This window comes from Streptococcus ratti FA-1 = DSM 20564 (assembly GCF_000286075.1).
Classification (GTDB): Bacteria; Bacillota; Bacilli; order Lactobacillales; family Streptococcaceae; genus Streptococcus; species Streptococcus ratti.
Genome location: NZ_AJTZ01000005.1, coordinates 60,114 through 74,844, shown reverse-complemented (window position 1 = coordinate 74,844; position 14,731 = coordinate 60,114). Strand labels below are relative to the sequence as shown.

15 protein-coding genes are annotated in these 14,731 nt (G+C 41.7%); 2 read left to right on the top strand and 13 right to left on the bottom strand.

Annotation, left to right across the window (positions count from 1 at the left end; genetic code table 11):
- Nucleotides 1-58: 58 nt before the first annotated feature.
- From SRA_RS02345 to SRA_RS02285, 13 genes are all read right to left on the bottom strand, one after another.
- Nucleotides 59-769 carry an ABC transporter ATP-binding protein gene (locus SRA_RS02345; RefSeq protein ID WP_003087232.1) on the bottom strand — a complete coding sequence of 237 codons (711 nt, stop codon included), beginning with the start codon at nucleotides 767-769 and terminating at the stop codon, nucleotides 59-61.
- A complete protein-coding gene (locus tag SRA_RS02340; RefSeq protein WP_003087227.1) occupies nucleotides 769-1,533 on the bottom strand; it encodes an ABC transporter ATP-binding protein in 765 nt (254 codons plus the stop codon). The genes SRA_RS02345 and SRA_RS02340 overlap by 1 nt, the downstream gene beginning before the upstream one ends.
- The gene (locus tag SRA_RS02335; protein WP_003087222.1) at nucleotides 1,533-2,489 is read right to left on the bottom strand and encodes a branched-chain amino acid ABC transporter permease; all 957 of its coding nucleotides are present in this window, start codon (nucleotides 2,487-2,489) and stop codon (nucleotides 1,533-1,535) included. Before SRA_RS02335 ends, SRA_RS02340 begins: the two co-directional genes overlap by 1 nt.
- A gap of 3 nt (nucleotides 2,490-2,492) precedes the next feature.
- A complete protein-coding gene (locus SRA_RS02330; protein WP_003087220.1) occupies nucleotides 2,493-3,362 on the bottom strand; it encodes a branched-chain amino acid ABC transporter permease in 870 nt (289 codons plus the stop codon).
- 83 nt (nucleotides 3,363-3,445) lie between these two features.
- Complete coding sequence (locus SRA_RS02325; protein WP_003087218.1) at nucleotides 3,446-4,621, bottom strand: ABC transporter substrate-binding protein; 1,176 nt, start codon at nucleotides 4,619-4,621, stop codon at nucleotides 3,446-3,448.
- Nucleotides 4,622-4,722: 101 nt separating this feature from the next.
- Nucleotides 4,723-4,971, bottom strand: a complete 249-nt coding sequence (locus SRA_RS02320) for a DUF2129 domain-containing protein (protein WP_003087216.1) — start codon at nucleotides 4,969-4,971, stop codon at nucleotides 4,723-4,725.
- A gap of 5 nt (nucleotides 4,972-4,976) precedes the next feature.
- Nucleotides 4,977-5,417 (bottom strand): YlbF/YmcA family competence regulator, encoded by a 441-nt coding sequence (locus SRA_RS02315; protein ID WP_003087214.1) that lies wholly within the window; start codon nucleotides 5,415-5,417, stop codon nucleotides 4,977-4,979.
- Between the two features lie 145 nt (nucleotides 5,418-5,562).
- Nucleotides 5,563-6,153: an ATP-dependent Clp protease proteolytic subunit ClpP gene (clpP, locus tag SRA_RS02310; RefSeq protein WP_003087212.1), complete on the bottom strand. Its 591-nt coding sequence runs from the start codon at nucleotides 6,151-6,153 to the stop codon at nucleotides 5,563-5,565.
- A gap of 185 nt (nucleotides 6,154-6,338) precedes the next feature.
- Nucleotides 6,339-6,968 (bottom strand): uracil phosphoribosyltransferase, encoded by a 630-nt coding sequence (upp, locus tag SRA_RS02305; RefSeq protein WP_003087210.1) that lies wholly within the window; start codon nucleotides 6,966-6,968, stop codon nucleotides 6,339-6,341.
- Between the two features lie 619 nt (nucleotides 6,969-7,587).
- Nucleotides 7,588-7,782: a hypothetical protein gene (locus SRA_RS02300; protein WP_003087208.1), complete on the bottom strand. Its 195-nt coding sequence runs from the start codon at nucleotides 7,780-7,782 to the stop codon at nucleotides 7,588-7,590.
- A 369-nt stretch (nucleotides 7,783-8,151) separates the two neighbouring features.
- The gene (locus SRA_RS02295) at nucleotides 8,152-9,312 is read right to left on the bottom strand and encodes a MalY/PatB family protein (RefSeq protein WP_003087206.1); all 1,161 of its coding nucleotides are present in this window, start codon (nucleotides 9,310-9,312) and stop codon (nucleotides 8,152-8,154) included.
- A gap of 9 nt (nucleotides 9,313-9,321) precedes the next feature.
- The gene (locus tag SRA_RS02290; protein ID WP_003087204.1) at nucleotides 9,322-10,416 is read right to left on the bottom strand and encodes a cystathionine gamma-synthase; all 1,095 of its coding nucleotides are present in this window, start codon (nucleotides 10,414-10,416) and stop codon (nucleotides 9,322-9,324) included.
- A 178-nt stretch (nucleotides 10,417-10,594) separates the two neighbouring features.
- Nucleotides 10,595-12,229, bottom strand: a complete 1,635-nt coding sequence (locus SRA_RS02285) for a putative polysaccharide biosynthesis protein (RefSeq protein ID WP_003087202.1) — start codon at nucleotides 12,227-12,229, stop codon at nucleotides 10,595-10,597.
- Between the two features lie 87 nt (nucleotides 12,230-12,316).
- Between SRA_RS02285 and SRA_RS02280 the strand changes: the two genes are divergently transcribed.
- The gene (locus tag SRA_RS02280; protein ID WP_003087200.1) at nucleotides 12,317-13,762 is read left to right on the top strand and encodes a UDP-N-acetylmuramoyl-L-alanyl-D-glutamate--L-lysine ligase; all 1,446 of its coding nucleotides are present in this window, start codon (nucleotides 12,317-12,319) and stop codon (nucleotides 13,760-13,762) included.
- A 171-nt stretch (nucleotides 13,763-13,933) separates the two neighbouring features.
- Complete coding sequence (locus SRA_RS02275; RefSeq protein ID WP_003087198.1) at nucleotides 13,934-14,716, top strand: ABC transporter ATP-binding protein; 783 nt, start codon at nucleotides 13,934-13,936, stop codon at nucleotides 14,714-14,716.
- The last annotated feature ends 15 nt before the right edge of the window (nucleotides 14,717-14,731 follow it).

The following is a 14,731-nucleotide window of genomic DNA, read 5'->3' as shown; positions in this document are numbered from 1 at the left end:
AGAGACAGTAATAGAAACAGGGGCTGAAAAAGCAGTCTGCTCAGCCCCTGTTACTTCTTTAGCCGCCCAGATAAGCCTTGCGGACTTCATCAGAAGCCAGCAATTCCTCTCCGGTTCCTGAAAGAACAATCTTTCCTGTTTCAAGAACATAGCCGCGATCCGCAATTGACAGTGCTTTATTGGCATTCTGTTCAATCAGGAGAACAGTTGTCCCTTGCTTTTGAATGTCTTGGATAATATCAAAAATTTCCTGAATAAAAATTGGCGCTAAGCCCATAGAAGGCTCATCGAGCAGGAGCAGCTTAGGCTGACTCATCAGAGCCCGCCCCATAGCAAGCATCTGCTGTTCACCGCCGGACAAAGTTGCTGCATCCTGATTTTTACGTTCTTCCAAACGCGGGAAACGCTCAAAGACTCTCTTGAGACGCGCTTGATTCTCATCGCGGTTGCTGTTAAGAAAGGCCCCCATTTCTAGGTTTTCCAAAACAGTCAGCCCCGGAAAAACATGGCGTCCTTCCGGAACCTGAGAAAGGCCAGAGGCAACAATCTTACGGGTAGCTGTCTTTTGAATTTCATTTCCCAAAAATTCAATTTTCCCTGAACTTGGACGAACCAAACCGGAAATCGTCCGCAGAATGGAGGTTTTTCCCGCACCGTTTGCGCCAATCAGTGAGACAACTTCTCCTTCGTTAACTTCAAAAGTAACGTCTTTTACCGCTTGGATGACGCCGTAATGAACAGACAGATTTTCAACTTTTAACATAGTCATTAGGCTTCACCTCCCAGATAGGCTTCAATAACACGCTTATTGTTTTTAATTTCCTGCGGTGTTCCATGCGCAATGAGACGGCCGTATTCTAAAACATAGATACGTTCGGTAACATCCATCACCAAGCTCATGTCGTGCTCAATCAGCATAATCGTAATTTTAAAGTCTTCTTTAATCTGACGGATCAACTGCGTCAATTCAGCAGTCTCCTGCGGATTCATGCCGGCAGCAGGCTCATCAAGAAAGAGAATTTTAGGTTCGGTTGCAAGAGCACGCACAATCTCCAAACGACGCTGCTGCCCGTAAGGAAGATTTTTTGCCAATGTGTCAGCATCTTTATCTAGGTTGAAAATCTTCAGCAATTCAACTGCTCTTTTCTGCAGTTTTTCTTCATTGGAATAAAATTTTGGCAGACGCAAGAAGCTGGACAGTAAATGAGGATTATGATTGTTTCCCATGCCTACCAATACATTTTCAATCACAGTCATATCCTTAAAGAGACGAATATTTTGGAAGGTCCGTGATAGTCCTAAAGACGCAATCTTATAGGGTGCTTTCCCGTTTAAAAGTGTCCCGTCAAGAGTCACACTTCCTTCACTGGGTTCATAAACACCGGTTAAAAGGTTAAAGAGAGTTGTTTTTCCCGCACCGTTAGGGCCGATAAGACCAACGAGTTCACCTTCATTGAGCTCCATGGTAACATCACCGACAGCAGTCAGACCGCCGAAATTCTTGGTTAAATTTTTTACATCAAGAAGTGCCATTATTTGCTGCCCCCCTTAGCTTTTTTAGCGAAAAGTTTTGAAAAACTGAATTCCCAGGTACCTAACAGGCCGCCCGGTCTAAAGACCATTACCAGAATAAGCGCTAAGGAATAGATAATCATGCGGATATCTGATACATTTTGCAGGAACATATTTAAGACACCAAGCACAATTGCAGCAACAATGGTACCTGTGACAGAACCCAAACCACCGAGAACAGCGACAATCAGAAAGTCAATGGACTTCATGATTGTAAAGTCTTTTGGCGCAACTGTCCCGATATAACCCACATAAAGTGAACCAGCAATACTTGAAATAACAGCCGCAAACATAAAGGTCAGAACTTTGATTTTAGTCGTATTGACACCCATAGACTCTGCTGCAATCTCATCTTCACGAACAGCAATAACCTCACGTCCAATCGGACTTCTCAGATAATTAAGAACCAAAATGGTAATCAAGACAACGAAAATAAAGACAACCGGCCATGTGGTATATTTCAGAATTCCCATGATACCTCTGGAACCATTGGTCAGATTGCCGCCGTTTTCAATCAGCTTGCGGATAATCTCAGCCACACCGAGGGTTGCAATCGCTAAATAGTCTCCTGTCAAACGCAGTGTTGGAATCCCAACAACCAAGGCCACAATAGCCGTCACTACCATACCAACGAAAATGGACAGGTAAAAACCAGCATAGGTTGGCATTTGAGTTGTCAAAATAGCTGTGGCATAGGCTCCAATAGCCATAAATCCGGCCTGTCCCAAAGAAAGCTGACCGGAGAAACCAAGAACCAGATTGGTTCCCAAGGCCATAATAATGCTGATTCCAATTCCCATAAGAATCTGAGTATAGTAGACATCAATGACACCTGCACTGATAAGTCCTGAAAGAAGGAAAAAGATGACAAGAACCAGCGCAAGCCAGCTTAAATTTGTTTTTAGATTTTTTTTCATTGCTTACACCTTCTCTTTCACATTTTTTCCTAAAATACCGGCCGGCCTTACCAAAAGAATAATGATAAGAACAGCGTAAACAACAGCATCTCTATAGCTTGCAAGTCCAATGGAAACAGAAAAAGTTTCCAAAAGACCGATTAAAAAGCCACCGACAGCAGCACCCGGAATAATACCGATACCACCCAAAACAGCAGCAACAAAGGCTTTAATACCAGGAACCATTCCCATCAAAGGATCAACAGAGTTATAATATAGACCGATCAAAACACCGCCAGCACCTGCAAGAGCAGAGCCCAGAGCAAATGTAAAGCTGATGGTACTGTTGACATTAATCCCCATCAACTGAGCCGCGTCACTGTCAACAGACACTGCCCGCATGGCTTTCCCCATTTTGGTCTTTTGGACAACAAACTGCAGAGCCAGCATCAAAAAGATAGAGACGCCCAAGATAATCAGCTGTACATTGGTGACGCTGATTGGCCCAAAATTATACTTAACCGTTGCAAGCGTCTGCGGAAAGGCGTGTTTGTTGGCACCGACAAGGCGGACCATACTGTATTCAAGGAAGAAAGAAACACCGATTGCAGTGATTAAAGCTGCAATCCGTGTTGAATTTCTCAAAGGACGATAAGCAAGAAATTCAACGACAACTCCCAAAATAGCTGTTAAAACCATTGTTAAGACAAGAGCCACAAAGAAATTGAGGTGATACTGTGTAATCAGGAAATAACCAATAAAGGCTCCCATCATGTAAATATCTCCGTGAGCAAAGTTAATCAACTTGATAATTCCATAAACCATGGTATAACCAAGGGCTAACAGCGCATAAACACTCCCGAGGATAAGACCATTTATAAGTTGTTGGAGCATATAATTTTACCAAACTTTCTATAAATAAATAATATCTGGGAAGATGGCTCCCCAGATTTTCATTGTTTAGGTTTAAGCCTGCCTTATTTGACTTCAACAGCTGTCGCTGTAGATTCCTTACCATCTTTAAGACCGACCATAACAGCAGATTTAACAGGATTATGTTTCTTGTCAATTGTCATCTTACCTGTTACACCTTCAAAGTTTTTCAGTTTAGCAAGTTTTTCTGCAATATCTTTTGATGTCTTAGCATCTTTTGCAGAATCAGCAATCATGTAAACTGAGTCGTAAGCCAGAGCGGCAAACATATTTGGTTCTTCGCCGTATTTTGCTTTGTAGGCTTTTAAGAATTTTTCTGCCTTGCTTGTTAAATCAACTTTTGTTGAGTAACCAGATACATAGTAAACATTGTTTGTATTAGCTGCACCAGCACCTTCAATGTACTTTTCATCATTAAAACCATCGGGTCCTAAGATTGGCTGATTTAAGCCCATATCACGCGCTTGTTTTGTAATTAAACCAGTTTCAGTATAATAACCTGGTATAACAATAGCATCAAACTCTTTATTTTTGAACTTTGTTAAAGCCGCTTGGAAATCTTGATCTTTTGCTTGGAAGGTATCTTCAACAGTGATTTTACCTTTATAAGCTTTTTTAAACGCATCAGCGATACCTTGTGCATAGTCGCTTGACTTATCATAATAAAGCGCAACTTTTTTAGCCTTCAAAGTATCAGTAGCATACTTAGCAATAATTTTTCCTTGGAAGCTGTCTTGGAAAGTTGTACGGAAAACAAATTCTTGAACTTTGCCTTTAGAGTAAGTCAGACTGTCCTGTGTTCCTGAAGGTGTTACAAGCGGCACCGCTGCGTCATTAGCATTTGGACTGGCTGCAGCTGTCGCACCGGATGTTGCCGGGCCTAAGATAGCATTGACTTTACTTTGAGTAGCAAGGTTAGTTGAGATTGTTGAAGCTTCACCATTATCCGATTTATTATCCTTAGAAACTACTTCAATCTTTTTACCATCAACACCGCCCGCTTTGTTGATTTCTTCAACAGCAAGGTCAGCACCTTGTTTTTCAGCTTGTCCGTAGGCTGCTACATCTCCTGAAAGCTCAAGATTATAGCCAATTTTAACGGTATCTCCGATTTTATTGCCGGCAGCATCTGATGAGCTGCCCGGTGCAGAACCGCAAGCCGCAAGAACAGCTGCACTGACAAAAGAAAGAGCTGCTAGAGCTATTTTTTTCTTCTCCATTGTTTTCTCCTTAAGATTGTCTTAAATTATAGTCATCAATAAGAATACTGAATTATCTGAAAATTGTCAAGCATAATTTCTTATTTTTTGCAGACTGACGCCTAGCGCAGCAGGCTGCCGACAAAATCCTGATCAATATCATCTAAAGAGGATGGAAGGACTTTTTTAACAAATTTAAGATTCTGAAGCTCTTCAATGACGGCATCAGCCTCTGTCTGATCCACATAAACCACTAGATAGCGCAGACGGTGCGAATGATAGAGGATTTTCCCGTACTTGTTCAGTTTTCTGGCATCACGATTGTAATAAAGATAAACACTAATTCCTAACCGCTTGTTTTTTTCAAACATTTTTCTTATCCTTCTTTAATATTTTTTCCGCGGCCCTTTTTATGAGGCGCCTTACGGGGTGCCAGTGGCAGGCCTGTATCGACAAAAATATCCGGTGAGACGGCCGCCGCTATCTTTTGCGATACTTCAGCCAAAACCGTCTGCAGATCCACTTCGGCTCTTCTCATAGCAATCATTTTATCATTTAAATCCAGCTGACGCTTTTGCCTCAGGACAGCTTTTCTCAGCTGAGCCACTTCCGGACGGTATTTCCCAAAGAACTGCTGCCTATCATAGTCTGCTTTTAAATGCTGGAAGGTATCGATTTGTTTTTGCAGCTCTTCATCTGCTGAGACAGCTTTGACAGCTACTTGATAAGCCTTAACTGTGTCTAAGTCTAAAAAAGCTGCTATGACATCATCAAGAGCATCATCTATAGCCAAGAGCTGATCATCCATTTTTAACATAATGCCATTATATCAAAAAATACTGCTTCCGTCTTTTCTCTTGAAGCAATTTATCTGTCAACTCTTTCCCACAAAAAAATGAGTGAGACTTGACATGCCAGCTCTCACTCATTGTTATCAGATTCGCTAATATCACAAATCAGCATCACTTCAGTTCATTATTTTCCATGATTTCATCGATGAAGCCATATTTAAGGGTTTCTTTGGCATCCATCCAGTAATCGCGTTCAGCGTCTTTGTGAACCTGCTTAATTGTCTTGCCAGAATTATCTGACAGAATTTTTTCCAGCTTCTTACGCGTTTTTAAGAGCTGTTCAGCTGCAATAGCCATATCTGTCTGCTGTGTACCGCCACCTGTTCCGCCCATTGGCTGGTGAATCAGGTACTCAGCATTTGGCAGCATGAACCGTTTGCCCTTGGTACCGCTGGATGCAATGATTGTTCCCATCGACGCTGCTATTCCCATAACAATAGTCTGAACGTCTGATTTGATGAAATTCATAGTATCAACGATTGCCAAACCTGCTGAAACAGAGCCGCCTGGTGTATTAATATAAAGATAAATATCTTTTGTGTTGTCCTGAGCATCCAGGAAAAGAAGCTGAGCAATAATAGAATTTGCCATATTGTCTTCGACAGGACCAGTCAGCATAATAATACGATCTTTTAAAAGACGTGAATAGATATCATAAGAACGTTCTCCACGGCTTGTTTGTTCAATAACTACAGGAATCATAATTATTTTTCTCCTTTAATTCAATCTTGGAGTTATTATATCTCATTGGTCAAAAAAGGTCAAATATTTACTTCACATTTTGTAAATTTTTCTCTGCTCAGCAGTTTTAGCAAAGATTAAAAGCAGCTGACGGTTTGTGCCCTGCAGCTGCCTTGCTTTCTCATAATTTTCCAGAAAAATACTGCTTACTTGGTTCCAAAGAGACGATCGCCTGCATCACCCAGACCGGGAACAATATAGCCTTTTTTATTTAGATTTTCATCCAGAGCAGCAGTATAGATGTCGATATCCGGATGAGCTTCCTGCAGTTTCTTGACTCCTTCGGGAGCTGACACAAGGGAAACAAACTTAATATTGGCTGCTCCGCGCTTTTTCAGAGAATCAATTGCCAAAACTGCTGAACCTCCAGTAGCAATCATAGGATCTACAACAAAAATCTGACGCTGATCAATATCCTCAGGAAGCTTTACCAGATACTCTACCGGTTTCAAAGTTTCTTCATCACGGTACACACCGATATGGCCGACCTTAGCAGCCGGGACCAGACTTAAAAGACCGTCCACCATGCCAATACCAGCACGCAAAATCGGAACAATTGCCAGTTTTTTACCTGTCAGTTGCTTTTGAACCGTCTTTTTAAGCGGTGTTTCTATTTCCACTTCTTCCAGCGGCAATTCGCGAGAAACTTCGTAACCCATAAGCATGGCAATCTCATTTACCAACTCACGAAAATGTTTGGTTGACGTATCTTCACGACGTAAAATAGAGAGTTTATGCTGAATGAGCGGATGTGAAATAACTTGAAATTTCCCCATAGGAAAACCTCCTTCTATTTATTTCTTTTTATTATAGCATAAAACTCACTAACTTTCGTGAAAAATCAGCAGAATTTTTTAGGATTGCAGACTTCCTTCCAGCAATTCTCAGACAGGCTTCTTCAATAAATCTTTTAGGAGCTGCGGGTTTGAGACGGAAATGTTTGCGGTCTTCTGAGCCAAAGGTTCGACCGTCATTAACAATGAATCTTTGCTTTTACTAATGCAAGAGATAATAAGCAAATAAAGCAAGCAAGACGAAAATACATATAAATGAAATAATAATGTTTTTACTGCGGTAAGAAATAAGTGCCAGTGCACAAAGAACAAGTAAGACTAAGATTAACCGAATGAGGTGCATGAATCACTATCACCTTTTCTAAAATTTGTGCTGATATTTTTTAATGCATGCCGTATACACCTTATACTTAGGATAGATTAACACCCATATTCCAAAAGGCAGAATGCTGTTAAATTATTAAAGTAAACTCTGTATCTGTTTTAATCAGTGCACTGCCAATCTAATTTATTATTTTTTTCGATTCTTTAGATTTAAGAGCGTTAATACAAGCAGTGCTGTAATTGCTCCAACGATAAAGTACTCCATATTGATATCCTATCATAAATATTCATGGGCTAAGTAGGTCACCCCACCACCAATTGCGCCAGTTACAGCTCCTATAAATCCTTCACCTACACCACATGCCACTGCCCCTGTTACAGTCCCTACACCAGGACAGACCGAGGTACCGCCAATTGCACCAGTATATATTCCATGAGCTGCTCCAGCAGCTGCTCCTCCAAGTCCACCCACACCAATTGCGTCGCTGAAACCTCTCCAACTAAAGCTTCCACCATCAACTAATAGACAGATAATCCATACCTACTGCTTCAAAGTTATCAAAAGCCATTGAATTCAAACTTGATGTATGCATAAAAATCTCCTTTTTGAAATTATGTGGATACTTTAACGCTTATATTTTTCTTTCACAAGATATTTTGTAATATTTAACACAAATAACAACACTTTGCAACAAACCGTAATTTTTCGAATCATTATGATTGTTTTTTAATAAAAGTTAACCTACATCCTCATTCTAAAAACCAACCCAAAAAATCACTGGCTCTCCTTGACACTGCTGAAAAGGAGGGGGGGCAGTGCCTTTTAGCTGCTCAGTAGCTCTTATTTTGCAAAAACCTTAGCTAATCGCTCACAGGCTTCCTGCAGGACTGGTGTGGGGGTAGCGAGGTTGAGGCGGGCATGGCCTACGCCTTCTTTACCAAAGGTCGAGCCTACATTAAGAATAAGCTTGGCTTCTCCTTTGATTTTTTTGTGAAGCTCCTCGTCTGATAAGTTGTAGGCTGAGAAATCCAGCCATACGAGATAGGTTCCTTCTGGCTTCATGACCCTGATCTTAGTATGCTGCTCTAGATAATCTGCTAGAAAATCGCTGTGTTTTTCCAGAAGCAGCTTTAATTCTGTCAGCCAAGGTTTGCCGTAACGAAAGGCAGTCTCTGTTGTTATAAGACCGATGGTTGGTACCTCATGCTGATTATTAGCTAACTGCCTTTTTTTGAACTGAGCTCGCAAGGCTGGGTTTTCAATGATAGCAAAACTGTTTTTAGTTCCGGCAACATTAAAGGTTTTAGTCGCACTGGAAAGAACTAAACTGAACTGACCGAAGTCACCGACAGTATTGATACTGTGGTGCTTATGACCAAACAGAGCTAAATCCTGATGTATCTCATCTGAAACTAGAATAACTCCGTGCTTCTGACAGAGCTCACCTACTTTTTGTAACTCCTCAGGTGTCCAGACACGCCCCCCAGGATTATGAGGGCTGCAAAAGACATAAAGTTTGACTTGATTTTCTACGATGTCTTTTTCTAATTGAGTAAAGTCGATTTCAAAATGGCCATGTCTTTCCGCCAAAGAATTTTCAATCAATCGGCGGTTGTTGAGTTTGACAGAGCGGGCAAAGGGAGGATAAACCGGTGTATTGATGAGAACGGCGTCCTTTTCTTGAGTGAAGGCCTGAATGGCTACTGATATAGCAGGGACGACTCCTTCAATAAGGACAATGGCTTCTTTATCCACCTGGTAACCGTGCTCATTTTTTTCCCAGTCTTGAATAGCTTCAAGTACACCATCCCAAATATAAGGATAGCCATAAATGCCAAAATTAGCATAGCGCTGAATAGCAGCCTGCATTTCTGGAAAAGCTAAGAAATCCATATCTGCCACCCATAAAGGCAGCAGCTCTTTGTCCTTTTGGACTTCCTTCCATTTTTCCGAATGCGTTTTAAGACGATCCGGCAATGTTGTAAAATCAAATTGAGCCATTTTTATCTCCTATGCTTCTAAAACTGTCTTTAAATCATTGATTAAGTCTTCTGCGTCCTCAATTCCGATTGACAGGCGCAGAAGATCATCCGTCAGACCATAAGAATGGCGGACTTCTGCAGGTATATCCAAGTGTGTTTGCGTTGCCGGATAAGTAATCAGGCTTTCAATACCGCCCAAGCTTTCCGCAAAAGTGAAAACCTGCAGACCATTAATAATCTGCGGAATCCTATCTTCGTCAGCCACTTTGAAGGAAATCATGCCTCCCTTACCGGTATAGAGAACATCCTTGACTGCGGGTGATTGTTCCAAATAAGCAACAATCGCCTTAGCATTTTGCGTTGCCTTTTCCATACGCAGTTTTAATGTTTTAAGCCCGCGCATCAGCAGGTAGGCATCAAAAGGCGACAGCGTTGGTCCCGTAGTATTTTGGTCATAAAACAGTTTATCATAAATATCTTTGTCACTGGTCATCAAAACACCAGCTAAAACATCATTGTGGCCCGACAGATACTTGGTGGCTGAGTGCAGGACAACATCGGCTCCTAAGGTGATTGGATTTTGATAAACAGGGCTGTAAAACGTATTGTCAACGATTACTTTGGCACCATGTGCATGCGCTGCCTGAGCGATCTTTTTGATGTCAAATTCAATCATCAGCGGATTTGTCGGTGTCTCGAGATAGACATAGTCTGTTTCATCTGAAATAGCAGCAATCATCTCATCTTCCCTATTAGTATAGGTAAAGGAAAAACGGCCCCTTGCTTCCTGTTCATTAAACCAGCGGAAGGATCCGCCATATAAATCGCGCGCCGCAACGATGTTGCTGCCAGCAGGAAACCCATTAAACAGCAGCACCAAGGCTGCCATGCCGGATGCTGTCACAAGAGCATGGTCTGCCTTTTCGATCTTAGCCAGCGTTTCCTCTAAGACAGCACGGGTAGGATTTTTAGTGCGTGTATAATCAAAGCCGGTAGACTGACCAAATTCCGGATGCTGGTAAGTCGTTGAAAAGTGAAGGGGCGCAATCAGGGCGCCTGTTGTTTTATCTGTATTAACGCCCGCATGAGCTAAAATGGTTTCTAATTTATAATCATCTGTCATAGTTTTTGCCTTTCAAACCTAATGAGTTTATTTTACCACTTCTTCCTTATTGCAGCGGCATTTATTCCTATTCTATTTCTCAATAGTTAGCTATAAAAAATAACTATAGCCGCACTTAAAACGCTGGGCTAAACTCAAAAAAGAGTGAGCCAGACCCCACTCTTATCAAAAAGATAAATTATTCCAGATGTAATTTTCGGCGGAGAGTCTGGGCTTTTTCTCCCAGCATCTTGTCCAGCAAATGCGTCATAAGACCTAAGATGCCGTAAACAGCCATACCCACGCAGCCTATTAAAATAACGTAGATTAGACTTGACAGTCTGCCGCTGTCAGCAAAGAAAAGGCCAAGCAGCCAAACGGCTGCCCCAACAGCAAGGCTCATTAGAGCGGTCAAAATAAGAACCAAAAGGCTTGTTCTTCTGACAGCCTTGCGGCTAAAGCCTGTAATCTTGTGGATACGAAGATACATGAGCACAATCGGAACCAACAAGGCAAGGCTTGTTGAAATAATCGGACCATAGGCATGAAACAGATAAATCAAAGGAACTTGCAGAAGCAACTTGATAATCACACCATAAACAAAATATCTTATCGCTTTGCGATTTTCAAACAGGGCCTGCAGCATGGGAGCTAAAACAGTATAGATAGCTAAAATGACCGTCTGTAAAAGAGAAGCTGCAAACAGCCCCAAAGCCTGTCCCTGAGGCATACCATAAAAGACCGTATAAAGCGGTCTGGCCAAAATAACAGAACCAGCAATAGCCGGAACAATAAAGGCCATCAGCATTTGCAGATTGTTAACCACTAAACGAGCAGAAGCTCTTTTGTCCTTTTTAACAAAATTTTCCGTCAAAAGCGGAATACCAACACCCGCAATAGCTGTCGCAACTGCAATCAAAATCATAGTTACCTTGCCCGGATTAGTTGAGAAATAAGCAAACATAACCTTTAATTCTCTATCGGAATAGTCAGTAAAAAGAGCCATGGTATTGCCAAAGGTAAACTGGTCAATCAGCTTGAAAACCTGAATGGCCGATCCCGTGATGATAAAAGGAATGGCTTCTTTGACTGTTTCAACAAGCAGAGCCTTGGTATCAATCACCATACTGTCAGGCATTTTACCAAACAGAACAGCCAATAAGTCATTTTTCCACAGGAAATAAATGAGCACAGCAATGCTGGCAAACATCCCCACAAAGGCAGCAAAGGTGGATTGTGTCACGGCTTCAACATAATTGCCCGATCCCATTTTCATGATGAAAAAGGCCGTGAGGAGCATCCAGATGACACGGATAACCTGCTCAGCAATTTGACTCATGGCATAGGGTTTTAGATCGTTAAATCCCTGAAAGAAACCTCTGAGCACACTCATGGACGGAAAGACAAGAACAGCCAGCGTCAAGCTTCTAAGAACCGGCACCAAATCCTGCCCCCCACGGCTGAGTGAAGCAAAAAAAGGAGAACCCACATACATCACCAATGCAAAGACAAGGCCCAAAAGCAGCATAAAATGCAAAATTTTACGCACAAGATAGGTACTCTTTTGCGGATCTCCCAATGTGTTATACTTGGAAACCTGTTTGGCAACAGCAACTGGAATGCCAACTGTTGAAATCAGCAAAAACAGGGCGTAAATCTCATAGCCCATTCCAAACAGGGCATTGGCTTCGGCAGCATATCTTCCCATCCAAGCATACCAGGGAATAATATAGACAGCTCCCAAAAGCCGGCTGATGAAATTGCCGGCAGTCAGCCAGGCAGTCCCGCGGACCATCTGCTCTTGCTGACTCAGTTTAGTTTTATTTTCAGACATAAATTTTCTTTCTAGTTTTTAATAAATTTATTATAAACTTTTGCTTGGTACTTGTAAAACACTAACTTTAAGTCTACAATAAAAGGTATGATTACATTAAAGAAGACACTCAGTATTCTCAAAGAGGATGGCAATTTTCGTGAAATAATTGACGCGGAGCATTACCTAAATAATTATCCCGATTTCACTTTCAGCCATGTTTCTTATGACAGCAGAGACGTAAGTGACTCTACCCTCTTTTTTGCCAAAGGGCTTAATTTTAAAAAAGAATTTCTCACGACTGCTGTGCAAAAAGGGCTGCCCTTTTACATTGCTCAAAGGGATTATCAGGTTGGTATTCCAGCAATCATCGTCAATGATATTAAAAATGCTATGAGCCTTGTTGCCAAGGAATTTTATGGCAATCCTCAAGATAAATTGAAAACTTTAGCCTTTACCGGAACTAAGGGCAAGACAACTGCAGCTTATTTTGCTTATTATATTTTACAGCAAAGCCACCGTCCGGCTATGCTTTCTACCATGAATACAACACTGGATGGAAAAACATTCTTCAAATCAAAACTGACAACTCCTGAAAGCTTGGACCTTTTTAAAATGATGGCTCAGGCTGCTGACAATGGCATGACCCATCTTATTATGGAAGTTTCCAGCCAGGCCTATCTGGTCAAGCGGGTTTACGGCCTGACTTTTGATGTCGGTGTTTTTCTCAATATCAGTCCTGATCATATCGGACCAATTGAGCACCCTACTTTTGAAGATTATTTTTACCATAAGCGGCTCCTGCTTAAAAATAGCCGCTACGCTGTTGTCAACAGCCAAATGGATTATTTTACTCTTGTCCAGGATCAGGTTGCTAGCCAACCGCATGATTTTTATGGGAAATATTCTGACAATCAAATCACAAACAGCGAGGCCTTCTCCTTTGATCTTACAGGAAAACTAGCAGGCCATTATGATATTCAGCTAATCGGTTCTTTCAACCAGGAAAATGCCTTGGCTGCAGGCCTTGCCTGCCTGCAGCTGGGAGCCAGTCCGAGCGATATTCAAAAAGGCATCGCTCAAACAAGGGTTCCCGGTCGTATGGAAGTGCTCACTCAAAAAAATGGGGCTAAGGTCTTTGTGGATTATGCACACAACGGTGACAGCCTTGAAAAACTGCTGTCAGTTGTAGAGGAACACCAAAGGGGCAAACTCATCCTGATTCTCGGAGCTCCCGGAAACAAGGGCGAAAGCCGCCGCAAAGATTTCGGCCGCATCATCAATCAACACCCTGACCTGACTGTTATTCTGACAGCTGATGATCCCAATAATGAAGATCCTTTTGATATCTGTCAGGAAATAGCCAGCTATATCAAACGTCCTGTGGCTATTATTGTTGACCGTAAGCAGGCCATTCAAAAGGCCATGTCACTGACACAGACCAAAAACGATGCTGTCATTGCGGCAGGTAAGGGAGCTGACGCTTTTCAAATTGTTAAAGGGCGGCGGGCAGATTATGCCGGTGATATTGAGATTGCTAAGACATATCTTTGATGCTAAAAAATCTCCTAACAAGCTTTAATGAGAATCATTTTAAGTACTAATTTGAATGATTCTAAACAAATATCTGCTGTCCAAAAAATTCGTATTTCCTGTTTGAAAAGGCTTTTTTAAGCCTTTTTTCTATGCTATAATAATCATAATTTTGAAGAAAGGAGGCTAGACATGTCTGATATTCGTGCTGAATCCATCCAGGTTGCTTATGATCAAACCATTGTCATTGATGACTTATCGCTTCAGATTCCCCATCAAAAGATCACAACCATCATCGGAGCCAATGGCTGCGGCAAATCAACCTTATTAAAGACTCTGACCCGCATTCAGGCCATCAATAAGGGACAGATTCTTCTTGACGGCCAAGCAATCGCTCAGCTGCCCACCAAAGAAGTCGCCAGAAAGCTGGCTTTGCTTCCTCAGGTTTTGGAGGCAACTGAAGGAATTTCAGTCTATGAATTAATTTCATACGGAAGATTTCCTCATCAAAAATATTTGGGAAACCTTTCTCAGCACGATAGGGACAAGATCCACTGGGCTATGGAAGTAACTAAAGTTGTCGAATTTGCTAAACTGGACGTTGACAATCTTTCCGGCGGTCAAAGGCAGCGTGTCTGGATCGCCATGGCACTCGCCCAAGATACAGATACTATTTTTCTTGATGAGCCGACGACCTATCTTGATATGAATCATCAGCTGGAGATTTTAGAGCTTCTGCAAAGACTCAACCGTAAAACGCAAAAAACAATCATTATGGTTTTGCACGACTTAAACTTATCCGCCCGGTTTTCTGACTATCTTATTGCCATGAAAAATGGCAGTATCAAATACCAAGGGGATGTCAAAGAAATGATGACCGCTCCTATTTTAAGGGATATTTTTCAAATAGATGCTCAGATTATTGAAGACCCTATCCACAAACGCCCTGTTCTGCTGACTTATCAGCTAATATAGATTTTTAGGAGATAA